20 protein-coding genes are annotated in these 23,670 nt (G+C 56.3%); 9 read left to right on the top strand and 11 right to left on the bottom strand.

Annotated elements, in window-relative coordinates; all coding sequences use genetic code 11:
• Window positions 1–4: 4 nt before the first annotated feature.
• Together GOV91_RS07950 and GOV91_RS07955 are read right to left on the bottom strand one after the other, a co-directional pair.
• Window positions 5–1,789 carry a NapC/NirT family cytochrome c gene (locus GOV91_RS07950; RefSeq protein ID WP_171235096.1) on the bottom strand — a complete coding sequence of 595 codons (1,785 nt, stop codon included), beginning with the start codon at window positions 1,787–1,789 and terminating at the stop codon, window positions 5–7.
• Between the two features lie 123 nt (window positions 1,790–1,912).
• Window positions 1,913–3,589, bottom strand: a complete 1,677-nt coding sequence (locus GOV91_RS07955; RefSeq protein WP_171094602.1) for a cytochrome D1 domain-containing protein — start codon at window positions 3,587–3,589, stop codon at window positions 1,913–1,915.
• A gap of 244 nt (window positions 3,590–3,833) precedes the next feature.
• Here GOV91_RS07955 and GOV91_RS07960 point away from each other — a divergent pair, with 244 nt between their 5' ends.
• Complete coding sequence (locus GOV91_RS07960; protein ID WP_171235097.1) at window positions 3,834–5,030, top strand: NnrS family protein; 1,197 nt, start codon at window positions 3,834–3,836, stop codon at window positions 5,028–5,030.
• 20 nt (window positions 5,031–5,050) lie between these two features.
• Here the strand turns inward: GOV91_RS07960 and GOV91_RS07965 are convergent, their stop codons facing one another.
• Window positions 5,051–6,157: a Hint domain-containing protein gene (locus GOV91_RS07965; RefSeq protein ID WP_171235098.1), complete on the bottom strand. Its 1,107-nt coding sequence runs from the start codon at window positions 6,155–6,157 to the stop codon at window positions 5,051–5,053.
• A gap of 240 nt (window positions 6,158–6,397) precedes the next feature.
• Between GOV91_RS07965 and GOV91_RS07970 the strand changes: the two genes are divergently transcribed.
• The 6 genes from GOV91_RS07970 (at window position 6,398) to GOV91_RS07995 (ending at window position 11,819) form a co-directional block, all read left to right on the top strand.
• Window positions 6,398–6,847 (top strand): cytochrome c, encoded by a 450-nt coding sequence (locus GOV91_RS07970; RefSeq protein WP_171094608.1) that lies wholly within the window; start codon window positions 6,398–6,400, stop codon window positions 6,845–6,847.
• Between the two features lie 16 nt (window positions 6,848–6,863).
• Window positions 6,864–8,231, top strand: a complete 1,368-nt coding sequence (locus tag GOV91_RS07975; protein WP_171177150.1) for a cbb3-type cytochrome c oxidase subunit I — start codon at window positions 6,864–6,866, stop codon at window positions 8,229–8,231.
• On the top strand, window positions 8,231–9,046 hold the full coding sequence (locus GOV91_RS07980; protein WP_171094613.1) for a CbbQ/NirQ/NorQ/GpvN family protein: 816 nt from the start codon (window positions 8,231–8,233) through the stop codon (window positions 9,044–9,046). Before GOV91_RS07975 ends, GOV91_RS07980 begins: the two co-directional genes overlap by 1 nt.
• 9 nt (window positions 9,047–9,055) lie before the next feature.
• Entirely contained in the window at window positions 9,056–10,981 is a 1,926-nt protein-coding gene (locus tag GOV91_RS07985; protein ID WP_171235099.1) for a nitric oxide reductase activation protein NorD, read from the top strand.
• Window positions 10,978–11,526 (top strand): cytochrome c oxidase subunit 3, encoded by a 549-nt coding sequence (locus tag GOV91_RS07990; protein ID WP_171177146.1) that lies wholly within the window; start codon window positions 10,978–10,980, stop codon window positions 11,524–11,526. Before GOV91_RS07985 ends, GOV91_RS07990 begins: the two co-directional genes overlap by 4 nt.
• Window positions 11,527–11,609: 83 nt before the next feature.
• Window positions 11,610–11,819: a nitric oxide reductase F protein gene (locus tag GOV91_RS07995; protein ID WP_245223281.1), complete on the top strand. Its 210-nt coding sequence runs from the start codon at window positions 11,610–11,612 to the stop codon at window positions 11,817–11,819.
• 56 nt (window positions 11,820–11,875) lie between these two features.
• On the opposite strand, the gene hemA is transcribed toward GOV91_RS07995, so the two are convergent.
• Entirely contained in the window at window positions 11,876–13,099 is a 1,224-nt protein-coding gene (hemA, locus tag GOV91_RS08000) for a 5-aminolevulinate synthase (RefSeq protein ID WP_171235100.1), read from the bottom strand.
• 184 nt (window positions 13,100–13,283) lie between these two features.
• On the opposite strand from hemA, the gene GOV91_RS08005 reads away from it, so the two are divergent.
• The gene (locus tag GOV91_RS08005) at window positions 13,284–13,976 is read left to right on the top strand and encodes a Crp/Fnr family transcriptional regulator (RefSeq protein ID WP_171235101.1); all 693 of its coding nucleotides are present in this window, start codon (window positions 13,284–13,286) and stop codon (window positions 13,974–13,976) included.
• A gap of 175 nt (window positions 13,977–14,151) precedes the next feature.
• On the opposite strand, the gene GOV91_RS08010 is transcribed toward GOV91_RS08005, so the two are convergent.
• The 7 genes from GOV91_RS08010 to GOV91_RS08040 all read right to left on the bottom strand — a co-directional run bounded on the left by GOV91_RS08010 (window position 14,152) and on the right by GOV91_RS08040 (window position 22,749).
• Window positions 14,152–17,457: an adenylate/guanylate cyclase domain-containing protein gene (locus tag GOV91_RS08010; protein ID WP_171235102.1), complete on the bottom strand. Its 3,306-nt coding sequence runs from the start codon at window positions 17,455–17,457 to the stop codon at window positions 14,152–14,154.
• A gap of 173 nt (window positions 17,458–17,630) precedes the next feature.
• Window positions 17,631–18,185 carry a thioredoxin family protein gene (locus GOV91_RS08015; protein ID WP_171235103.1) on the bottom strand — a complete coding sequence of 185 codons (555 nt, stop codon included), beginning with the start codon at window positions 18,183–18,185 and terminating at the stop codon, window positions 17,631–17,633.
• A 109-nt stretch (window positions 18,186–18,294) separates the two neighbouring features.
• Window positions 18,295–19,554, bottom strand: a complete 1,260-nt coding sequence (locus GOV91_RS08020; RefSeq protein ID WP_171177133.1) for a TRAP transporter large permease — start codon at window positions 19,552–19,554, stop codon at window positions 18,295–18,297.
• On the bottom strand, window positions 19,551–20,084 hold the full coding sequence (locus GOV91_RS08025) for a TRAP transporter small permease (protein ID WP_171177131.1): 534 nt from the start codon (window positions 20,082–20,084) through the stop codon (window positions 19,551–19,553). Before GOV91_RS08025 ends, GOV91_RS08020 begins: the two co-directional genes overlap by 4 nt.
• A gap of 63 nt (window positions 20,085–20,147) precedes the next feature.
• On the bottom strand, window positions 20,148–21,122 hold the full coding sequence (locus tag GOV91_RS08030) for a TRAP transporter substrate-binding protein (RefSeq protein ID WP_171177128.1): 975 nt from the start codon (window positions 21,120–21,122) through the stop codon (window positions 20,148–20,150).
• A gap of 24 nt (window positions 21,123–21,146) precedes the next feature.
• Entirely contained in the window at window positions 21,147–21,689 is a 543-nt protein-coding gene (locus tag GOV91_RS08035; RefSeq protein WP_171177126.1) for a 3-hydroxyanthranilate 3,4-dioxygenase, read from the bottom strand.
• Window positions 21,690–21,795: 106 nt separating this feature from the next.
• Window positions 21,796–22,749, bottom strand: coding sequence for a dihydrodipicolinate synthase family protein (locus tag GOV91_RS08040; protein ID WP_171235104.1), 954 nt, complete (start codon window positions 22,747–22,749; stop codon window positions 21,796–21,798).
• Between the two features lie 145 nt (window positions 22,750–22,894).
• Here GOV91_RS08040 and GOV91_RS08045 point away from each other — a divergent pair, with 145 nt between their 5' ends.
• Window positions 22,895–23,668: an aspartate dehydrogenase gene (locus GOV91_RS08045; RefSeq protein ID WP_171235105.1), complete on the top strand. Its 774-nt coding sequence runs from the start codon at window positions 22,895–22,897 to the stop codon at window positions 23,666–23,668.
• Window positions 23,669–23,670 lie beyond the last annotated feature (2 nt).

Genomic DNA, 23,670 nt, shown 5'->3' on the forward strand with positions numbered 1-23,670 from the left:
TCCTTTACTGTTTGACCACGTTGATGAACGCGCTGTCGTCGTCCAGTGCCAAGCTGGTATCCAGCGTCACGTGGTGGAACCTTGCGGCTGCAAAGTCATCGTGGATGGCAAACCCAACAGTGTAGGTCTGGCCTGCCTCCAGCGGCACATCTCCTGGCGCGCCCGAATTCAGAGGGCGGGTGAAAACCACGGTCCATATACCAGCCTCCAAGCTGGCTGAGGCCGTGATTTCACCGTCATTGACCACGCGTTGCTCCAGCAAGTAGCCATTGGTGGCACTGCCGTCTGCATAGACGCGCATCAGGTCAAGATAGGTGCCGTCGGCCAAGTACTGCTCGATCTGATCCGCAGCCTGCAGCTTGTCCCAACCGCCCAGTGCCTTGCCACGGCGCCCTTTGATTTCGACATCCGTGCGGCTTTCGCTGATGTACTTGGTCACGGTGTCCTGAGTGTTAAGTCGGCCTGCCGCATCCGCATTGGCGGCAATTGCATCGGCACCGGGATCAAACGGCATGTAAGAGTTATCCGCGTGGCACGACGCCCAACAGCCCACCTGATCGCCCAGCTCGATTCCTGTACCGGTGATCATCATGGCGACTTTGATCTGGTTGTCGGGGTCCATCTTGCCACCATCGACAAACGGGGCAGGGTTGTGACCAGCTTCCGGCCACTGCAAGCGGATATTAAGGTTCTCGTCGTCATGCGCTGCCTGGACGGTTGCGTCGATCACACCGCGCTTGCCGGGGATCGGGGTAGGCTCCAGTTCGCCTCCCGCAACGATCTTGTTGCCGATCGCATCCAGTTCCTTGGCGTGACATGTGGTGCACTGATCGCCACCCTTGGTCAACGGCCGCGCGCCACCGTGGGACCTGCCGTTCTGAACCCATTCAAACGAAGCCTGACCAGGATAGAACAGTTTCATGTCCGCACCTGGAACAGCCGCCCAATCGATGCCTGTTCCGACATCACTGCCTCCACCTGCGGGGGCTGTGGCCTCTTCACCTGCTGCTTTGGCGCGTTCTTCGGCCACGGCGGCATCGACAGCCGCGGCGATCTGGGCCTGAACGGCCTCTTGCTGCGCCACACGTGCGGCTTTTTCAGCTTCGGCTTCGGCTGCCTCCTTGGCTTCGACCCGCTCAAGGCTGGCCAGGTATTCGGCGGGGATTTCGCGAATGAAATCAGGATTCGGAGCTTCAAGTTTTTCGAGATACTCTTCGTCGGCCCGGTCACGTGCGTCGGAATGCGCGATGCCCTTGTGGCAGTCGATGCAGGTTTGACCAGCGGACATCGCGTTTAGGTGCTGCTGCCGGGCGCGGGGTTTTTGAAATTCTGGCATCATCGATTCAAAATCGTGACAGTTTCGGCACTCGCGAGAGTCGGTGGCTTTCATCCGCTCCCATTCATTCATCGCCAAATGCACGCGCTTGGCTTCGAACTTTTCTCGGGTGTTGATGGTGCCGACCATTTTGCCATAGAGCTCTTTCGAGGCCTTTATCTTGCGGATGATCTTGTGGGTCCAGTCCTTGGGCACGTGGCAGTCTGAACAGACAGCCCCTACGCCGGATCGGTTCACATCGTGGATCGTACCGGTGTATTCCTCGTAGACGAAATCGCGCATCTCGTGGCACGAGACGCAGAATTCCTTGGTGTTCGTGGCTTCCATGGCGGTGTTGAACCCACCCCAGAAGATGATACCGGCAGCAAAGGCTGCGGCAATGCCGGCCACGGGCATCCCCCATAGGAAATACCGGCGCCAGATCGGTGGTTTTTTATCAGGTTCGGAGGTCATATCCGGGCTCCGTCTTGGCTGTCTTGACTGGCGCGGCGTGTTAGGCCGACGCGTTTAGCTGATGGGGAAAACGAAGAAAGGGCGGGCGAGGGGCCCGCCCTTTCTGTTTCATGTGTAAATCCGTCAGGTGACGTGGTTTGACCGGTTGTAGACGTTGAACTTGCCGGTGGGCGCAAACAGACCCTTCACGCGGCCGATTTCTTCCAGCGTCTTGGCGTCAAAGATCACGATCTCACCGTTTGGTTCTTTCGAGGTCGAGCGGTTCCACTTGGAAACCCAGACCTCAGACCCATCCTGGTTGAACTCAAAGTGGACGGCGACGTTGCCTTCCTCTTCAGTGATCTGGATCGTTTTCACGATCTCACCGGTTGCCTTGTCGATGACCTGCACCGATTGCTGGATCTCAGGCTCGGGGTGCTTGGTCTGGTCAGCCCAGATGTAGTCTGATTCCGGGTGTGTCCGAATGAACAGACCGGGTCCGTCGGTTTCGACTTCGTAGCAGACCTTCCAGGCATCATCCGGGCGACCTTCGGGGTCGTTGCTCCAAACGGTCACGGTGCCTTCACCCAGGTGGGTTGTACCGGCAACAGGGCCGCAATTCGGATCATCCCAGTTGGCGCCCGGGCCGGGGTGCGGCAGCGGCGCGGTGTCGATCAGAGCTTCCAGCTTGTGGGTTTCGGTATCGACCACAACCATCTTGTTGGAAGCGTTTGCAGCGATCTGGAAGTAACGGCCAGTTGGGTCAAAGAACCCGTCATGCAGGAACTTGGCGCTGTCGATCTTGTCGATCCGCAGGTTTTCCAGATCAGTGTAATCGACCTGCCACAACTGACCCAGTTCTTTCACGGCAACGATCCAGGTGGGTTCGTTTGGAGTGGTGTAGATCGCAGCCACGCGGGCCTCTTCCACATAGTCCCCATCGACGTTGTAGCCGCGGGTCGAGACAACCTTCTTTGGCTCCATGGTTTCGGCGTCGACAATGGCGAAGTGCGGAGGCCAGTAGGCCCCACCGATCACGTATTTACCGTCGCCCGAAACTGCCACGTCGCGAGCGTCATAGCCAATGGTCACTTCGGCCACCAGCATGTTTTCGGGGTTCTGCCAAAGGTCGATCTTGGTCATTTTGCCGTCGCGACCCATCGTGTACCAGAAGCGGCCCGGGTTTTCCGGCTCTTCCAGTTTATGGTGTTCGGAGGCTTTCAGAACGTGCACCGCGTAACCCGTCGGGATGTGCGCCAGAACTTCCTTGGTGTCACCGTCGATCACGGCCACCTTGCCCACGTCACGTTCGATGACCACGAAGAAGTTTTCCCAGTTGCGGCCGTGCAGCGGCTCTGTCGGGTAGTCTTCGGGTTCGACATAGACTTTGCGGGTCGCCATCATCTGTTCAAGCGACATTTCCGGCGGTTGGGGCGGCTCCATCTGGATGTAGGTCGCCATATCGCGAATTTCTTCTTCGGACATAACGTCCGAGAAGTTGTTCATCCCGCCTTCGGTGCCCCAGGCGATGATCTTTTCAAGCCGTTCCTGACCCAGTTTCAGAGTGCCGGATTCGGTCACAGTACCGTCGGCGTTTTTGGTTTCCACCAATGGCTCAAGGCTTTTACCTGTCGCCCCTTTGCGCAGCACACCGTGACACCCGGCGCAGCGTTCAAAGTACAGTTGTTTGGATGATTCAAAGGCTTCCTTGCTGAGAGTTGGCTCTTCGGCGAAGGTTGGAGCAGCGACGCTGCCCAACAACATTGCCAATCCGACCCCCAATGCGCGGCCAGTTTTGTTGTAGCTGATTCCAAGTGACATGATCACTCTCCATTTGCGTGGTGAGGCAGGAGAGAGACTGAGCCATCACGGAGATGTCATCCTTGACCAAAGTCAACGGCAAGAGCGCAAACTGAGACTTCGAGGTAAAATTCAAGTGTCGAAACGCCAATAAAACTCGACATTTTCACACATGTTTTATGGGCGTCTTGATTTCTGTTAAGTCCGTGCACCTGCTGCTGCGATAGAGCTTGATCAACGACAAGCGAGGCTATGGAGAGAAGGGATGTCTTCCGTAATTACACGCGTTTTCAGTGAGGGTTTTCGTGTCTTTTTCCTATTAGCAGGCCTTTACGGTGTATTCGCGGGCGTTGCCTGGGGCGTGTGGTTGGCTTCACTGGATGGGTTGTTGCCGTTTGTAAACCAAAGCTATGCCATGCCACCTGTTATGTGGCACGCGCACGAGATGATCTTTGGATATGCAACGGCAGCATTGGGCGGGTTTTTCTTGACAGCTGTCCCAAATTGGACCGGAGCGCCGGAGGCGCGGGCACGCTTTATCACTGTGGTGGCGTTACTCTGGATTGCTGGCCGGATTGCAGTTTGGTTTTCCGGTTCGTTGTCCCCCGTGACCGTCGCTTTGGTGGATCTGAGTTTCGTGCCTATTCTGGCGCTGAAGGTTGCAAGCCAGTTGATCCGACGTCCCAAGCCGCAGAACATTGTCTTTTTGTATCTTCTCGGTTTGATCTGGACCGCCAATCTTTTGATCCACCTGGATTGGATCGGGGTCACTTCGGACACCTTGATCACAGGCGTTCGGGCGGGCTTGCTTGGCATATGTTCGATGATTGCGATTTTAGGGGGTCGGATTACGCCTGCTTTTACTCGCAACGCAATGAAGCGGGAAGGTCAGCCCGAGGCGTCCTGGCCCGTTTCCGTGCCGCAAGTGGACAAAGCGGTGATGATCTTGGCCTTGCTTTTGCCTCTGCTCGTGCTGACATTTAACATAAGCCCGGTGGCGGGTGGTGTTTCCCTTCTGCTGGGCTGTGTTCAACTGGTGCGTATGGCGCGCTGGAGGGTTGGCTGGGCTCTGCGTAGGCCTATCCTTATCGCGTTACATCTGGGGCTAGGTATGCTGGCATTGGGGCTGATTCTCTGGGGCCTGGCAACGGTCAGGTTTGGCAACGAGATCGGCGCGCTTCACATTCTGGGAATTGGGTGTGTTGGCGGTATGACTTTGGCCGTTATGAGTCGCGCCGCCCTGGGTCACAGCGGGCGTCCTCTGGTTGCGCCTTCTCCGATGGTGGTCGCATACGGTCTTATGGCAGCGGCGGCTCTGGTGCGCTGGCTGGGGTCAGAGCTTACAGGGGGCTACATGGCCGCCATGCTGGCGGCTGATGGCCTTTGGATTGCAGCTGTTGGGCTGTATGTCTTTGCCATGTGGCCTGCATTGACAGGACCTCGGGTATCCAGGCCAAGCTGAAAAACCCGATCCGGCCCGACCTAATTGTCAGAGATCAGTGGGCGTTCATTCTTGATATGGCGGAAAACGAGCGCGCGTGCGCGTCTGCCTTGTTCTGGAATTTGACGGGCTGGTTGAGGGACGTAACCCGGTTGCGCAAGCTCCGGAAACAGTTCAAGGATCTCGGCGCGACCATCTAGATGGATGCTGGCCAAAGCTTGCGTGCCGGTAAACAGGCTTTCGGAAGGTGCACCTTCGGCAAAGACGATCTCGTGCCGGTCGAAAAGAATGTGGTAGTAGACAACGTCTCGCGCATCTGTCTCAACCGTGATGCCGGGAATGCCAACAAGTTTGTGCGCCGGAAGCAGAAGCTCTGCGCTGTCAAACATACGCACTGCAATTGGTGAACGCAGCATCATGCGGTGTTGTGGTGACACCACGAGATCTCGTTTGGGCAAGCCACTGCCAAGGCTTCCTGCCGCAATCCGAATGGGCTTCAGCTTGGGACGCGCGACCAGATCCGCAACATTCAATTTACGCGCACCAATCCAGCGAACTTTTTGCGATCCGTTATCCGCAGTTACGACCAGATCGCCGACCCTTAGATTTTCGATTGAGACAGGTCCGTCCTGTGTCGTGATCTGTGTTCCTGCTGCGAAGCAGGGAACATCGACAATCGCCGTAGGGTCAGACGTATCCGGTGCGTTTGTCGGGGTGACGTTCGATCTGACAAAGGAATAGTTCGTTCCGGGGACCAGCGGTTCTGAGGTGATGTATCCAACCAGATTACCTTCAACTTCGACCCGAAATACATCGATGGTGCCGCCGCCGGGTTTGGCGAGGCTATAAGATTCCTCAAGATAGATAGCGCCCGAATCTATCGTAACTGACCCATCAAGGCTGGTCACGACCCCGAATTGGGTCAGGTCGTCGCCGAATTCGTTGTTGAATCGATCGCCGTTAAAGTCGGTTCCGTTGTCTGGGTCGCCATTGACCAGTGTGCCACCGGCCGTGTCAGTTACGTCAATGACCCGACGGTCCGTAGCAGCATCATAGGTCCCGGAAAGCGTAATAGTGCCAGTGCTGAAACCGGTAAAATTGACCAAAATGACCCCCGGATCGTAGCCGATATATGAATAGTTCGCCATTGATAAACCCGTCACATATTACTGCTGATCAGAAGCGTTGATTAACACTTCCGCCATTTCGCGCCGTACCTGTTACCATTGTATGAATTTAAGTCAATTTCAGGGCGTATTTTGGTTTCCTGTTAGCAATTTCAGCCACCTGCGCGTGATCAGTTTCGTGGTCTTGACTTTCGTTAAGGCACCGCTGCGCGCCTCCCGCCATTGTGCAAATACTAGCTAATCTGCGCAAAGGAGAGCGCGATGCGAGAAGTCATGACAAAGAGCATGGCTCGCAATATATTCTATGGCGGGTCACTGTTCTTCATCCTCATCTTTCTGGCCCTGTCGGCCCATTCGCACCTGTATATCGTTAACTCGGAAAACGCCGCCAAACTTGATGAAAGCGTGATCCGCGGCAAGCATGTCTGGGAAAAACACGCCTGTATCAACTGCCACACGATCCTTGGGGAAGGGGCTTACTATGCTCCCGAAGTGGGCAATGTGATGACCCGCTGGGGCGTTCTGGATGACCCGGAATCGGCCTTTGAATCCCTCAAGGGCTGGATGGAAGCACAACCGACCGGCATTCCCGGCCGCCGACAAATGCCCAATTTCAACCTCAGCGACGAAGAAATCCGTGATCTGACCAACTTCCTGATCTGGACGGACAATATCGACGCTCAGGACTGGCCGCCCAACGAGGCAGGCTGAGAAAGGGAACGGAGCAATGAAATACGAATCCCAAAAAATCGCCTATGCCTACTTCGCTGTAGCCATGGCCTTGTTCGCAATACAGGTGATCGGCGGCCTACTGGCCGGTTTCATCTATGTATTCCCAAACTTCCTGAGTGAGCTTCTGCCATTCAACATCGTGCGGATGCTGCACACCAACTCTCTGATCGTCTGGCTGCTGCTCGGTTTCTTCGGCGCAGCGTACTTCCTGATCCCGGAAGAGACTGAACGCGAAATCCATTCGCCAACGCTGGCCTACCTTCAGCTGATCATTCTTGTGGTCGGCACCTTGGGTGTCGTCGTCACCTATGTCTTCAACCTGTTCGAAGGTAACTGGTTGCTGGGCAAAGAGGGGCGCGAGTTCCTTGAACAACCCAAATGGGTGAAGGCGGGCATCGTCGTGGCCGCGCTTATGTTCCTTTACAATGTGTCCATGACCGTCCTGAAGGGCAAAAAGACCGCCATCTCCAACATTCTTCTGTTGGGCCTGTGGGGTCTGGCCTTGCTGTTCCTGTTTGCCTTCTACAACCCCGGCAACCTGTCCCTCGACAAGCAGTACTGGTGGTATGTTGTCCACCTGTGGGTGGAAGGCGTCTGGGAGCTAATTATGGCTTCGATCCTGGCCTACCTGATGCTGAAGCTGACCGGTGTGGACCGTGAGGTGGTCGAGAAATGGCTGTATGTCATCGTCGCCGCCGCGCTGTTCTCGGGCATTCTGGGGACCGGGCACCACTACTACTGGATCGGTACGCCAGCCTATTGGCAGTGGATCGGGTCGATCTTCTCGAGCCTCGAGGTGATCCCGTTCTTTGCAATGATGGCCTTTGCCTTTGTCATGGTCTGGAAGGGCCGCCGTGACCACCCCAACAAAGCCGCGCTGCTGTGGTCGTTGGGATGTGCCACGCTTGCCTTCTTCGGCGCCGGTGTCTGGGGTTTCCTGCATACGCTGCATGGGGTGAACTACTATACCCACGGCACGCAGATCACTGCCGCACACGGCCATCTGGCCTTCTACGGTGCTTATGTCTGCCTCAACTTGGCGATCTTCACCTATGCTATGCCGATCCTGAAAAACCGCGATCCGTATAACCAGGTGCTGAACATGGGCTCGTTCTGGCTGATGACCAGCGGTATGGTCTTTATGACCTTCGTCCTGACTTTTGGCGGAACCGTGCAAACGCACATGCAGCGCGTGGTTGGTGACTACTTCATGGACGTGCAGGACCAGATCGCGGTCTTCTACTGGATGCGTCTTGGTTCCGGTGTGGTTGTGGTTCTTGGTGCGCTGCTGTTCATCTACTCGATCTGGGTGCCCCGGAAAGAGGTCATTGAACCCGGCGCAGCCGAAACCCCTGCGGAGTGATGGATATGGACGGCTCCATGAAACTGAATGAGGGGGCGGCAAACGCCCCCTTCTACCTGCCCCAAGGCGATGAATGCGATGTGTTCTGCGCCGCGTATAACAACGACCTGCCGGTTCTGCTGAAAGGTCCGACAGGCTGCGGAAAGACCCGCTTTGTCGCTCATATGGCGGCCAAACTCGGCCGCCCGCTTTACACCGTGGCCTGTCACGATGATTTGGCCGCAGCCGACCTGATCGGGCGCTATTTGCTGAAAGGTGGCGAAACCGTCTGGGTCGATGGCCCCCTGACCCGGGCGGTGCGCGAAGGCGCGATCTGCTATCTTGATGAGGTGGTCGAGGCCCGTAAGGACGTCACCGTCGTCCTACACCCGCTAACCGACGACCGGCGTATCCTGCCGATTGACCGCACAGGTGAAGAGCTTGAGGCTGCGCCCGGCTTCATGCTGGTGGCTTCATATAACCCTGGATACCAGAATATCCTGAAAACCCTGAAACCCTCGACCCGTCAGAGGTTTATCTCGCTCGAGTTCGACTTCCCGTCGCCTGAAATGGAGGCGCAGGTCGTCGCTCAGGAAAGTGGGTTGCCGCTGGAGCGGTGCAAACCGCTGGTGCGACTGGCGAACAAGCTGCGCGGGCTCAAGGGTCAGGACCTTGAGGAAGGCGTTTCCACCCGTCTGGTCGTTTATGCCGCGACGCTGATTGCGCAAGGCATGTCCACCGACCGCGCCATCCTCGCCGCTATGGTTGAACCTCTGACAGATGACGAGGACATCAAACGCGGGCTCCTCGATCTTGTCACGGCTGTCTTTGGGTGAGGCCGGCCGATGGTCAAGATCGACTTTGAGCCATGGGAACCCGAAGAAACGATCGGGAAACTGTGGCACACCCTAGCCAGTCGCCTCGATGCACCCCAGGTGCATGAAGGAGCCGCGGTTGACCTGTCTCAGGTCGCGGGGCGGCTGGCTGTCCTTTTTCGAGGACTTGGGGGTAGTCCGGGCGTTGAATTGCGCCCGGTCTCACCCGAGGTTTCGCGCCACCGCCTAAGCTGGCGGCGCCGATTGGCGACTGAGGTCGAACTGATGCCCCGCGCATCGTTTGACGGTGAAGTGCTTCGGCTACCGGATCGCCTGGCTGTGTTCCCTGCGCGTGAAGCAAATGGCGCGCTTTATGTCTGGCTGGCCGCCGCTGCGGCTCATGCCGGAACCCGCATCGACGAAGATGACCCATTACGCGCTGACCTGCGCGCCTTGATCGCTGCTCAAAACATGGTCGATGCAACATTAGATAACGCCCCCGGGCTCCGTCCGCTTTATACCGAGCTGTGCAAGGGCGTTCTGCATCACCGTAACGTTCCCGACCTGCCGCCCGATGAGGCAGCAGTAGAAGAGCTTGTCCGTCATATGCTGGGCGACCCTGCCCCTCTGTCTTCAAGAGCCGAACAGCTTTTGACTGCAGTAGATAACGACCTGTCTGCGCCGCGGGGCTATCAACATTTCCGCCCGGTTCCCCTGTGGCCCGAATTGCGGGCGGTTGGGTTTTCCGAACATAACGAGGTGGAAAACCCCGAGACTGAGGGCGAACCTGAAGAGTCTGGTGAGAAAACTCACCGGGCCCGCCGCCGAAAATCCGATCAGGCCGAGCGCAGTGACAGTTTCATACTACACAAATTCGAAGCGATCCTCAGTTGGGCCGAGTTCCTGAATATCAACCGCCGCATCGATGACGACGATCCTGACAATGCCAAGAAAGCCGCTGACGATCAGGAAGAGATCGGCTTGGGTCAGATCTCAAAAGCGCCGCCAACCAAATTGAAACTGCATCTGGACCTTGCGCCAGAGGATGTGAATCGCGAGCGCTTGTCAGGTCGGATCCTCTATCCTGAATGGGACGTGCGGACCGGGCAATATCTGCCGGATCACGTCAATGTTCTGCTTTCAGATGCCGATATCCGCGAAGACGCGGCCGAGTTTGGCAAGGACCCCGCAACTGCCCGCCGTATCCGTGCTGTGAAACGCCAGTTCGAGGCTCTGCGCCCTGGTAGGGTGATGACGCGAGGCCATCTGGACGGAGACCAGCTGGACATCGAAGCTGCGGTACGGGCCGAAACTGAGCGAATGGCGAGCGGCGAAGCAAACGAACGCATCTGGATGCAATCGCGCCCGGAAGCCCGTGATCTGGCGGTGTCGATTCTGTTGGATGTCAGCCGCTCGACCGAAAGCGCGGTCACAGGTCGCGCCGTGATCGACATCGAACGCGAGGCTTTGGCCGCGCTTGCCTGGGGTCTAAACGCCTGTGGCGACGACTTTTCCATCCACGCGTTCAGTTCTTTGAAACGTCAACGTGTCTATGTGCAGCGCTGCAAGCGGTTCGATGAACCAATGGGGGCTAAGGTCGAGCAACGTATTGCCTCACTGCGACCGGGTCACTACACCCGGCTCGGCGCGGCGATCCGCCATTGCTCTGCCGATCTGGCCAGCCAATCCCGCAAGCGTCGGTTGTTGTTGGTTATTACAGACGGCAAGCCCAACGACCTCGACCATTACGAAGGCCGCCACGGTATTGAAGACACCTGCATGGCGGTACGTGAGGCGCGCCGTGCCGGGCAATCGGTTTTTGGCGTCACCATCGACAAAACTGGCAAAAGCTGGTTCCCACGCATGTTCGGGCAGGGCGGTTTCGCTGTCATCCCCGACCCGCACCGCCTGACCATGGCCCTGCCTCAAATCTACCGCCAGCTGGTCGGGGCATGAGCAACGCTTCCTTGATCGACGAATTACCTGGCGAGTTGCTGATGTGGGTTCTGATCATATCGGAACTGCTGGTCTTCGGTGCTGGCCTCATTGCCTTTATGGGCGTGCGACTGACCGATCCTGTGGGCTTTGCCGAGGCGCAATCGCATCTCTATCGCACCGGAGCTGCCTTCAACACTGCGGTGCTGGTCACGTCGGGTTACCTGGCCGCGCAAGCTCTGCACTGGCGTCGCGCCGCGGAACGGTTCAAGGCACGGTTTGCTCTAGTGGCTGCAGTTGCGTTGGGGATCGTATTCCTGGGTATCAAAGGTGTGGAATACGCAGGAAAGGCCGCACAGGGCATCACCTATGAAACCCACCCCTTCTTTCTGTTCTATTACCTTTTGACGGGCTTCCACGCCGCCCATGTTCTGGCCGGGGTCGGAATCCTTCTCGTGGTGGCCTGGCGCGACGATCCACGCAATATCGAAGCAGGCGCGCAGTTCTGGCACATGGTCGATCTGGTCTGGATCATGCTGTTCCCCGTGATCTACCTGCTTGGGTAATTAAAATGCCTGCGTGTTCATCTTTTCACAAATACTCCCGCCGGAGGCTCCCAAACGCGCTCACACGCGCGTGGTTCACCCTGTTGGCGCTCAGCCTAACATCGGCGCTGCTGACGCTGTTTCCGCTTGGACCTAAAATCGTCGGCGCTGGTATTCTGGGTCTTGCGCTGCTCAAGTGCCGCATCATTCTGGCGCAGTATCTGGATCTCGCGACCAGCCCGGCCTTGCTGCGTGGGTTTTCCGGGGTTCTGACGGGCTTTGCGTTGATCGTCTTCGTCCTCTATCTGCTCTGAACAAAAATGAGCCGCCCCGAAGGGCGGCAGTTTTTCAAGCAAAGGGGTGCTTTGAACTATTGTGCGGCCATTGGCATGCGCGCGATCTGACAGCGCTGCCACAGGGCTGAAAGCGCACCGACCAGATGGTCGATATCCTCGTCCGTATGAACCGGAGACGGCGTAATCCGAAGGCGTTCGGTGCCTTTGGGAACCGTGGGATAGTTGATGGGTTGAATGTAGATGCCGAATTCTTCCAGCAGCGTGTCCGAGATGAACTTGCATTTCACCGGATCGCCCACCATCACCGGGATGATGTGGCTGGGGTTGGGCAAATGAGGAATGCCTTCGGCATCCAGACGCGCCCGAACCTGCGCCACCCGCTGTTTTTGCAAGTCTCGTTCCGCGCTCGATTGTTTCAGATGCTGGATCGAGGCCGCAGCCCCAGCCGCGATCGACGGTGGCAATGCGGTGGTGAAGATGAACCCGCTGGCAAAGCTGCGGACGAAATCGCACAGCGCGGCAGAGGCCGCGATATAGCCGCCCACCACACCAAAGGCCTTGCCCAATGTGCCTTCAATAACGGTCAGGCGATCCATCAGGCCTTCGCGTTCGGCAATGCCGCCTCCACGTGGGCCATAAAGACCGACGGCGTGGACTTCGTCGAGATAGGTCATTGCGCCGTATTTGTCGGCCAGATCGCAAATCTCTTTGATCGGGGCAATGTCGCCATCCATAGAATAGACAGACTCGAATGCGATCATCTTGGGCGCGTTGGGGTCGGCGGCGGCCAATTTAGCCTCCAGATCCTCAAGGTCATTGTGGTTCCAGATCACCTTCTGCGCCCGTGAGTGGCGAATGCCTTCAATCATCGAGGCATGGTTCAACGCGTCGGAGAAAACAATCAGATCCGGAATTTTCGCAGCCAACGTGCCCAACGCGGCCCAATTGGAAACATAACCCGAGGTAAACAGCAGCGCAGCTTCTTTGCCATGCAGTTCAGCCAATTCAGCTTCCAGAAGCACGTGGTCATGCGTGGTCCCCGAGATATTGCGCGTTCCGCCCGCGCCAGCACCGCAGCGGTCCAGCGCATCGTGCATAGCCGTGATTACCGACGGATGCTGGCCCATGCCCAGATAGTCGTTTGAACACCAGATCCGCACATCCCGCTGGACTGGCCCGTCGGTCTGCCGGGCGTTCGGAAAAGCCCCGCAACGCCGTTGCAAATCGATAAAAACCCGGTAATTGCCTTCGTTCTTCAAAGTATCGAGGCTCTGGCTGAAAAATCGCTCGAAGTCCATCTGACATCTCCCGGGAAAACTGGCTTTGAGCAGAGCTTAAGTCAGTGGATTTGGTCGTGACATGACAATTGTCAAGTTTGGGCACAAGAATAGGGGTGGTACGCCGCAGCGGGCTTTGGCATAGCATTGGTTAAGGTTGATCATTCGGGCGCTGCCCGGAACGGACAAACAGGGGGACGCCTGCATGCCACATGAGGCTCAAAAGGCAATTGCGCGCCAGTCACTGCTTTTGCGCAGCCTGCCTGAGCAGCATGTCGACACTTTGCTGCGTCAGGCCGTTTGGCGACAATACGACCGGGGTGAGACAATTTTCCTTCAGGAAGAAGAAGCAAAGGCAGTCCATGTTGTTCTGGCCGGTTGGGTCAAACTGTTCCGGGTTACTCCGACAGGTGCCGAAGCGGTGGTGAGCGTGTTCACCAGAGGCGACAGCTTTGGTGAGGCCGTGGCCCTGCGTGATGTGCCATACCCTGTATCTGCCGAGGCCGTGTCCCCCTGTGAAGTTATGCACATCCCAAGCCCCGTGTTGCTGTCGTTGATGCGAGAGGACGCGGAAATAGGTGTCTCAATTCTGGCGGCTACCTTTACGCACCTGCATTCACTGGTCGCTCAGCTTGAGCAACTCAAGGCGCAGACAGGCGCGCAGCGTGTGGCTGAGTTCCTGCTGAATTTGTGTGAAGCCGAAAGTGGCACCTGCGAAGTTGAATTGCCCTATGACAAGATGTTGATTGCCGGGCGTCTGGGTATGAAACCCGAAAGTCTGAGCCGCGCGTTTTCGCGTTTGAAAACAGTTGGCGTAAAGATCAACAGGAACCACGCCGATATCGCGGACATCGACGTTCTGCGTGATTATGCTGAAAGCGATCCGAGCGAACGGTAGCCCCAACCCGGATAGGATTGATTGATCGGCTCTCTTCACAACAATGCAGGACGCATGGATCAGTGATCCAGCTGTGTGGCGGCAGGTCTGTCTTTTGGTGACAGTAGTGACTGATTATTCTCGGTCGGGGCAACTCCTTCGCAAGCATCTTCACGCAAAAAGCAGGTGCCAGATCTTATGAAGGTCGCGTATTTTCGAGCAGAACCAAGGCGTCTGCGACATCTCTGTTTTGCGTGCTGCCGGTAATCGCGTCTAGTATGCCCGCGATGTCAGGGGGAACCTTGGGCGCACGCCCGCAGCGCTGACAGGTCCGCAGATAATCTACGGCCACGCGCAGCTCGAACATTCTGGCTTGCTGATCGCGCGCAGATTGCAGGGCGTGCGAAAACAGGTGGTCGGCTGGCTTGTCCGAGGACTGTAACAGCGCTTCGATCCGATTTGTTTCAGCCTGCGCCCACCCTTCATTGGTTAAATCTTGTTGCGCACGTGCTTCGTTCAGCAGGTCCAGCGCGGACCTTGAATCTTGCGCGTTCAAAGCAACCTCGGCCATCGCGGTCAGAAACAAGGGTTTGTAGTTTCCGGCCCCGCTGGCCCACCAGGCTTCGGCTGCGTGGCGCATCACGCTGAGGTAGTCTGGGTTGGGATTTGTCTGTGCGTCTGCCCAACTGCGCCAGACATTGGCTGTTAAAGTCATAAACGGGAACGCATGTTTGACAGCCAACGCTTCCAGCTGTGCCACAACAGGATAGACCTGTTGGGGGTCGCGCCTCAGCAAATGAAGCATGCAAAGATAGGTCAATGTCTGCGCCATGCTGTGTGCATGTTTCAAATCCTGTGCCGCCGACACAGCCTGAAGCTGAATGTCAAGGGCACGGTCTGGCTCGCCGCGAAGCCAGACCGCTATGCTCAGAAAACAGGACGTAATGGCGGCATGATCAGTGCCATAGACATAGGCCAGTCGGCTGTGCTGTTCCCGATCATACAAACTCAGCGCCTGTTTCAGGTGATCAGAAGCAGATTCCAGATGCCCGATATGCAGCAACACGGCGCCCATGGCCCGATGCGCGATCATGGTGTGATGCGATTCCTCGTCAAGTTTTGCCAGATCCAGCAATTGAGCTGCAGTGTCCTTGGCCAGATTGTATTCACCCCGCACCAAATGATAAGCGTAAAGGCCATTGAGAACCGGGAAAAGCTGTTCGGTTTCGCCCAGCCGGTTGCACAGGTCGCGTATTCGCGCGTAAGCGGCGCCTGTTTTATCGGCCGCAATGCCTGCAGTCGAACGGAGAACGCCTGCTCGCAGAACCTGAATGCGGGTCTCGTTTCGATCCCGGTCGACAGAGTCGTCCATCTTTTCAAGCAAGGCGACGGCCCGGCCCAATTGTGTCACCGCTTCGACCGCAGCCGACCGTTCGACAGAGCGTTGCCCAGCCAGATACCAATGATCGATCGCCTCCTTCGGCATGTCTGCCATCGTGTAGTGATGGGCAAGTATCTCGGGGCCGACTGCTGCGTCTTGACGTTTGGTCTGTTTCAAAGCTTCGACCACGCGGGCGTGCAGCCCTCGCCGTTCGCGTTTCAGTAGGCTGTTATATGCCGTGTCGCGAATGAGGGCGTGACGGTAGGTAAAGGTCTGCTCTGGAACCGTGCCCGAGCTGTTCACGATGTCTGCCTCCACCAGCAAATCCAGACCTGCCCGCAACGCCCTTTCGTCCAACCGCGCAACCTGGGCGATCAGAGGAAACGAGAAATTTGGTCCGATCACCGCCCCTATCTGGGCCACTTCTTTGGCCGAACTCAGTCGATCTAGCCGGGCCATCAAGGCATCATGCAGTGTCTTGGGAACGGAAGATGAGGCCGACGCGCCGCCAGCCGCTAATGTGTCGGTGCCATCAATCAGAAAGTTGGTCTCAATAAGGTCCTTGGTGACTTCTTCGACATAAAGTGGAACGCCGTTGGAACGGGCCGCGATTACATCATAAGCCGCTTTTGGAACAGGTCTGCCATTGGCGACGCCGTCCACGATTTCTTTGATTTGTTCAAAGCCCAACTGCTTCAAGTCGACATGAGTTAGATTTGAGGTGAAGGTCCAACCCGGATCAAAGCCCGTGCGATAACTCATCACCATCAGCACAGGTGCATCAGCGAGGCGTTCAACAACAAGGTCGAGCATCAATTTTGTTGTTGGGTCGATCCAATGCGCATCTTCGAACAGCACAAGCAGCGGAGTCTTCCCGGCTGTTTCAAGCAGATGATCCACCAGCATGTCCAGCGTCTGTTTCATCACCTGATCAGGCGTCAGATCCAGCGGACCCAACTGATCCTCGAATGGAACCGACAGAAGTAATGCAGCCAGTTTCAGCGTGAAGTCAGACGGTGCGCCAAACAAGCGCTTTAACTTGTCCAGTTTCTCCGCCGCGCTGTCGTCCACTCGCAATTCTGCCGCGGCCTCAAGCTGGCGAATGACGGGGTACAGTGCGCTGGCATCGTGATAAGGTGAGCATTGAAACCGGATGTGCTGGAACTTGGTTTCGGGAATCGATCGGCTCAGCTCTTCGATCAGGTGGGATTTTCCGATCCCTGCTTCGCCTGACACTAGCGCCACTTGACCATGCCCTTGCCGGGCCAAATCCCATTTGCTGTGTAGGGTTTTGTATTCAAGCGTTCGACCGACAAGCGAGCTCATCGCTGTGTCATCCGAGGCCATGAACCGGCTGAGAGTTTGGCGCGTACCGGTGACCTGCCAAGCTTCAACCTCTTTGGCGAAACCTTTCAACTGAAATGTACCGCGACGTTCGTATTCAAACGTATCGCCCGCAAGCTCGTGTGTCGTTGGCGCAATGATTAGGGCGCCTGGGTCGGCCATGGATTGCAATCGCGCGGCGAGGTTTGGGGTTTCGCCCATCGCTGTGCCATCCTCGAACATCTTTTCACCACGCAGATCGCCAACAACGACCAGGCCGGTGGCGATACCGATACGCACCTGAAGCTGTGCGTGGGTCTGCAAGTTGGGGATTTCGCGAATGATCCGCAAGCCCGCGTGTATCGCGCGTTCGGGATCATCCTCATGCGCGTGAGGAAACCCAAAGAACACCATGATGCCGTCGCCATAATAGCTGGCGATATGTCCGTCATATGCGGCGACGGCTGCGGCGCAGGTTTCCTTGAACAGCCTTAAAACTTCGGCCAGATCTTCGGGGTCGAGCTGTTGCGACAACGGCGTCGAGCCCACAAGATCTATGAACATCACCGTCAGCTGCCTGCGTTCGGCGACAATATTGCGTTCGGGAACTGAACGTCCCTGCGCGCCTTCGCGGATGGCCTTCAAAAAGCGCCGTCTTGGACCCAACGGCAATCCAATTGTGATCAGGTCGTCATCGTTGAGTTCCGAGAGATCGCTCAACTCGATCTCATGCCGGGAAAAGGCGTCGGCGTATTTGGATAAGCCGTGCTTGCTCAGCCAGTCTGAGATATCTGCCATGTGACCCCGCGAATGACTCAGACGCGACGATGCCAAGCTCTTCGCGTTTTCGTATGATCCCTGAGATCGGCGTGTGGGCCGCGCGGGACGATTGATCTTATCAAGAACGACAGGGCCGCGCGGGTCAAGAGTGTGTTGTGGCAACAAGGTACTGCACGTTCATCGCGTTGCTCCTAAACGCATCCGTGGGTCCATTTGATTGAACAACCCATCGATGGTGTCTGATCCTGAGGGCCTTGGCCGGTTTCGGCGATTCGAAGCATCGCATCGACAAGTTCCGGCACGCGCGCTCCGGTTTCGCCGCGGCGCAGATTGTCCAGACGTCCACGGTATTGCAGCAAGCCATTTGCGTTCAGACCAAAGAAATCGGGTGTACAGACTGCGCCATATGCTCGGCCAACGGTTTGTTCTTCGTCGACAAGATACGGGAAGTTAAACCCGTTTTCGCGCGCGAATTCCAACATTCTATCCGGTGCATCTTCAGGATAGTCGCGATAGTCGTTCGACATCACCGACAAGACTCCAATCCCCTTTGACATCAACAGGTCCGTGTCCTGTGCCAGCCGATCTGCCAGCGTTTTGACATAGGGGCAATGATTGCAAATAAAGGCGATCAACAGTCCGTTTCGCAGATGATCGGACATAGTGAAAAGTTGGCCGTTGGGATCCTTCAGCGTGAAGTCCGGGGCCTTCCAGCCAAAATTGCAGATTGGGGTGTCTAGCAGCATGTTCTTCCCTGCGAGTGCTAAGAACGGCGTTAGGATCAATCTAGCGAACAACTTTTGTGAAGTTTAGCGCAAGTTTTTCCTGTCGCGAAGATGAGCGTTTGGTTCCCCCTCAGATCAGCAGTGTCGACAGGCTGGGGAAATAGCTGAGCAAAAGCAGCACCAATGTCACCGCGATCAGGAAGGGCCAGAGCGATTTGAGAATTGAGCCCGGTGTGGTACCGCTCATGGATGAGGCGATGTACAATCCGATCCCGACAGGCGGTGTCAGCAGGCCAAGCACAAGGTTCAAACAGGCAACTATGCCGAATTGATAGGGGCTGATGTCATAGGACCCGGTTGCAATGGGCAGAAGGATAGGTGTGATCAGGATAATCGCTGCAATGCCGTCGATCACCATTCCAACCAGCAACAGAGCCAGATTTACAATCAGCAGAAATACAAAGGGATTCGAGGTGACGGATGTGATCAAACCGGCCAGATGCTGCGGTATCTCTTCGTAGATAATGACCCAACCAAACACACTGGCGGCCGCAATCATGAACAGGATCATCGAGGCATTGGCAGCGGTGCGTTTGAACATCTCGGCTAGGTTTTTCGGTTTCAGATCGCCATACACCAACCAGCCCACTAGAAAGGCGATCAGGGACGCAATCGCGGCGGACTCGGTCGGGGTGGCGATCCCGAACAGGATGCCGCCGATGATCGACAGCGGGATCAGCAAGGCCGGAGCGGCGCTGATAAGGGACCGGAAAGCCTCGGCCCGCGTCATCCAGCGACCTTTGGGAAACTGTTGCTGCCAACCAATCAAAGTGATGACCAGCGCGAAAGCACCAGCTAGAATTAAGCCCGGCAAAATACCGGCAATGAACATATCACCTATGGGGATCTGGGCCAGCACACCAAAGATCACGAACATCATCGATGGCGGAATGACCGGGGCCAATAAGCCACCAGCGGCTGTGGTCGCGGCGGCAAAGCCTTTGTCATAGCCTTCTTCATCCATCGCAGGGACCATGGCGCGCGACATCACCGCGATCTGTGCTGTGGCAGAGCCGATGATCGCCGCCATGAACATATTGGCCAGCAGGTTGATATAAGCCAACCCGCCACGAAACCCGCCGACAAACACCCGCGCTAGCGCGACAAGGCGTCGGGTCATTCCGCCCTCATTCATAAGCTCGCCGGTCAGCATGAACAGCGGAATGGCTAAAAGGCCATAGTTCTCAAGACCCCCGAACATTTTCTGCGCGAAGCTGTCATAAAGAACAGTGTTGCCGCTTTCCCAGATGTACCAGATGGCGGTGATGGCCAGCACGATTGCCACTGGGACAGACAGAAGCAGGGTCGCCAGAAAGACGATGGGACTCATGTTAGCGTTCCCTTCGTAGGGGCGCTCAGCAAGTGCATGGTGGAATGCAAAGTTGCACCAAGCGCAAACAGCCACATGACAAGCCAGAACAGGTATTTTGGCAGGCCCAGGGTCAGTGTCGGCTCGGCATAGATGAAATTGAACGTCTGTCCTTGAAAAGCCAAGGTGTCAAAGCCGCTGAGCGCGATGTCCAGCGGCAGAAACCAGAGCCAACAGAACCACAGCATCGTGACGGAGAAGGCGAACACAACGACATCGACCGTCTTGCGGATTACCCGTTTTGCGTGATCCGGCACATTGTCGGAGAGAATGGAAATCGACACCGAACTGCGATGATGCAACGCGGCGGACGCGCCCAGAAAGGTCATCCAGACCATCGCGTAAATCGCCAGTTCATCGACCCAGAACAGGGCGTTACCCGCCGTGCGGGTGACGACATTCAGCAAAATCAAAACGGTTATGCAGACCGCCAGAAAGGCAGCGCACCACAATTCGACCCGCGCCAAGCCAGCCGACAGCCGATACAACATCGCTGTTCTCCCGAGAAAAAGGGCGCAGGATCGACCTGCGCCCTTTCCGTCATGCCGTTTTCGTTATTTTGTTTCTGCCGCAGTCTGCCGCAAAGCGTCAAGGGAAGAGGTCTTCTCGGACCAGATCCCGTTCCACTCTTCAATCGCATCGCCAAAGAACGAGGCATCGACCTTTTTGTAGGCTTTGCCCGTGCCTTCGATCTGCTCCAGCCATTTAGAATCGTTTTCGACATAGGCGTCGATGGTGCTGTCGACGTGTTTGGCCATCAGCTCAGAAATCATCGCCCGGTCTTCTTCCGACAAACCCGCCCAGACCTTGGCCGATACCAGACCAACCATCGGGAACATCATATGATCCGACTGCACGATGGTGTCAGCGTGCTCATAATACTTCAGAACCCAAATCAACTCGGCATCCATATCGATGGCATCGACCTGGCCGTTGGCCAAAGCATCATAGACCGCAGGCAATGGCATCGGCGTAGGCGCTGCCCCTACCGCGTTGTAGAAGTCGAGGATAGGTGTAAACGGCGTGATCCGCAGCTTCAGGCCAGACAGATCGTCGGCGGATGAAACTTCGCCTCGGCTGACGATCTGACGCAGCCCGGCCATACCATATCCCAAGCCCACGACGCCAACTTGACCCGGTAGCGGCTCAAGCATGGATTTGGCTGTGTCAGACCGAAGAATGCGCCCTGCGTGCCCAATGTCATCTGCCAAATAAGGAGCGTAGAAAGCCCCCAACTCGGGCGCGCGGTTCGACACTTCCGCGACTGTCATGAAGGCCATGTCCAACGCGCCGGTTTGCAATTGCTGCAGCATTTCAGCTTCGTTCCCCAGCTGGCGCGCCGGGAAAACCGACACTGAATGCGTGCCGCCACTGGCCTCATTCAACTCAGCCCCAAAGGCCTCTGCGGCTTTGGTCCAGATATGCGGTGGCGGCGTGATCAGGCCCAACCGGAACTCTTCGGCCTGAGCGGCAACGGATGACATTGCCAGCACAGCCGCAGAGGCGGCAATTTTTACAATATGTTTCATGACTTCCCCTGTTTTGATCTTATTTCACAATGTAACCCAGCCCTCGGGTGGTTCCTTGCCCGGATGCACCGCCTGACAATTTGGGCAAGTGCGATCTTTTTCCGAGGCATAGAACTTCTGATAAACCGGAGGCAGGTCATCAACGATGGACTTTAGCTGCATTTCTGCGCGATGCACCAGTGATCCGCATTCGAAGCAGTACCATTCGATGGCGTCCAGCTCACCCGTCTGGCGTTTTGGTTCGATAACAAGCCCGATAGAGCCTTCTTGTGGGCGTTGCGGAGAATGGCGCACATGCGGTGGCAGCAGGAACACTTCACCTTCGCGGATCGGAACGTCATAGAACTCCTCTCCATCAAAGATTTTCAGCACCATGTCGCCTTCCAGCTGATAAAAGAACTCTTCGACCGGGTCGTCGTGATAATCCGTTCGCTTGTTCGGGCCGCCAACAACCGTGACCATAAGATCGGCATCTTCCCAAACCTGACGATTGCCCACAGGCGGCTTGAGCAGATGGCGGTGTTCGTCGATCCAGGCCTTGAAGTTAAATGCTTGCAGTTTCGACATGTCCCACTCCCTATCGTCGAAAGTTTGATGTGTTTTTCCACAACGGCAAAGAAATTTTCAGCATCTAGCTATCAGATTTCTTTATACAGCTTGGCGCGTAACCGTTTCAGACGCGAAGACCGCATTCGTCGAATGCTTTGTGAATGATCGTTTTTTCGGCCTCGGTCAGTTCCAGCATCGGCGGACGCACGCGGCCACCGACCTGACCCAATAATTCCTGCCAGTATTTTCCAAAGGCCGTGGGTTTACCCGCCGGGCGCGTGCGTTTCATGGCATCCCGGACAGGGTTGAGGCTGTCAAACACACGTCGCGCTTCATCCGCCTTTCCGGCAAAAGCCAAATGTGTGTATTCGTTCATCCGCTGATCGACCTTGCTTTGCAGCTGATAAGGCGGGGAGGAACAGAGATAGAGCTTCCAGTCGAGTTCCAGGATATTGTCCAGCCATTCATGTTCGGCTGAGGTTGAGACATGGATCTTGTCTCCGACCATATGTGTCAGCTTCACATACATCTCACGAGGGACTGAGTATTTGATGGCCACGATATTCGGCAAGTCCGCTATGCGTGCGCATTCTTCGGGTTGCATCAGATAACCGCTGTCCGGATGGCTCCACATGGCGATGCCGATGTCCAGTTCGTCACAGAACCGCTTGTAATATTGGTAAAGAACCTCACCGCGATCCTGCACAAAGCTCAGAACCGGCGCGTGCAGCACGATGTAATCCGCGCCGCAGTTCTGGGCATGGTGGGCCAATTCCAACGCCGTATTCATGTTCTGATCTGAGACCGAGACAATCACGCCAGCCTTGCCCGCGCATTCTTCGACGGCAATTTCGAAGTTCCGCTTGCGTTCCTCAAGGCTCATCGAAAAGAACTCGCCCTGTTTTCCGGCAATGAACAGGCCCTGAATGTCCAGATCGTCGATCCAATGGCGGATGTTAGCGCGCAGTCCGGCCTCATCCAGCGTCAGGTCTTCGTTGAACGGATTCAACGCCGCAGCCCAGATCCCCGTCATGTTCTCACGGGCATAAGCTTTTGCGTCGTGTTTGATGTATTTCATAGTATGCAGTCCCCGTGTCCTTGGCCCTATGAAAAGCACACTGCGACAGTCGATCCAGCCCGATTTCAGAGAAATGGCTATCTGAAAAAATTATACCACAAACTTACCAATTCAGATTTCTTCTGTGCTGGTCTAGGATTCAGGTATGAAAATAGCAATCATTGGAACCGGCGCAATTGCGCAATATGTTCAGCGCGCCTTACCAAAGCATGAGCACGAAGTGGTGGCGTTTCTCGTCAGACCACATCGTGTTGAGTCAAAAACGCCTTTATTTGTTGGCTCGGTTGATGACTTGCCAGACGGCACCGATATGGTTTTGGATTGCGCAGGGCATGAGGCCTTGGCCGGTTTGGGGCCGCTCATACTGGCTAAAGGTATCGACATCATCAGTGTTTCTGTCGGTGCATTGGCGGACCGGAAGACCGCAGATCGGTTGGAAAGCGCGGCACGGCAGGGTGGGGGGCGCTTGCATCTGGCCAGTGGTGCCATCGGAGCTTTGGATTGCCTGAGCGCAGCGGCGGTCGGTTCGCTCACATCTGTTACCTATGTTGGGCGTAAGCCGCCAGCGGGGTGGAAAGGATCGCTTGCCGAACACAGCCTGGATCTCGAAAAGTTGAGTGACGCAAAAACCCATTTCCAGGGTTCTGCCCGCGAGGCGGCGCTGTCTTACCCAAAGAATGCAAATGTTGCGGCAGCCGTGGCATTGGCAGGAGTGGGATTTGATGCCACACAAGTTCGTCTGATCGCAGACCCAACGATCCAGAAGAACATTCACGAGATCGAGGCTGAAGGCGATTTTGGCACCTTTCAGTTTCGGATCAGTGGCGCAGCACTGCCTGACAATCCAAGAAGCTCGGCGCTTGCAGCGATGAGCGTGCTGTCCAAACTGAACCAGCTTAATAATCCAATTGTGCTTTAACC

This window comes from Ruegeria sp. HKCCA6837, assembly GCF_013034475.1.
GTDB lineage: Bacteria > Pseudomonadota > Alphaproteobacteria > Rhodobacterales > Rhodobacteraceae > Ruegeria.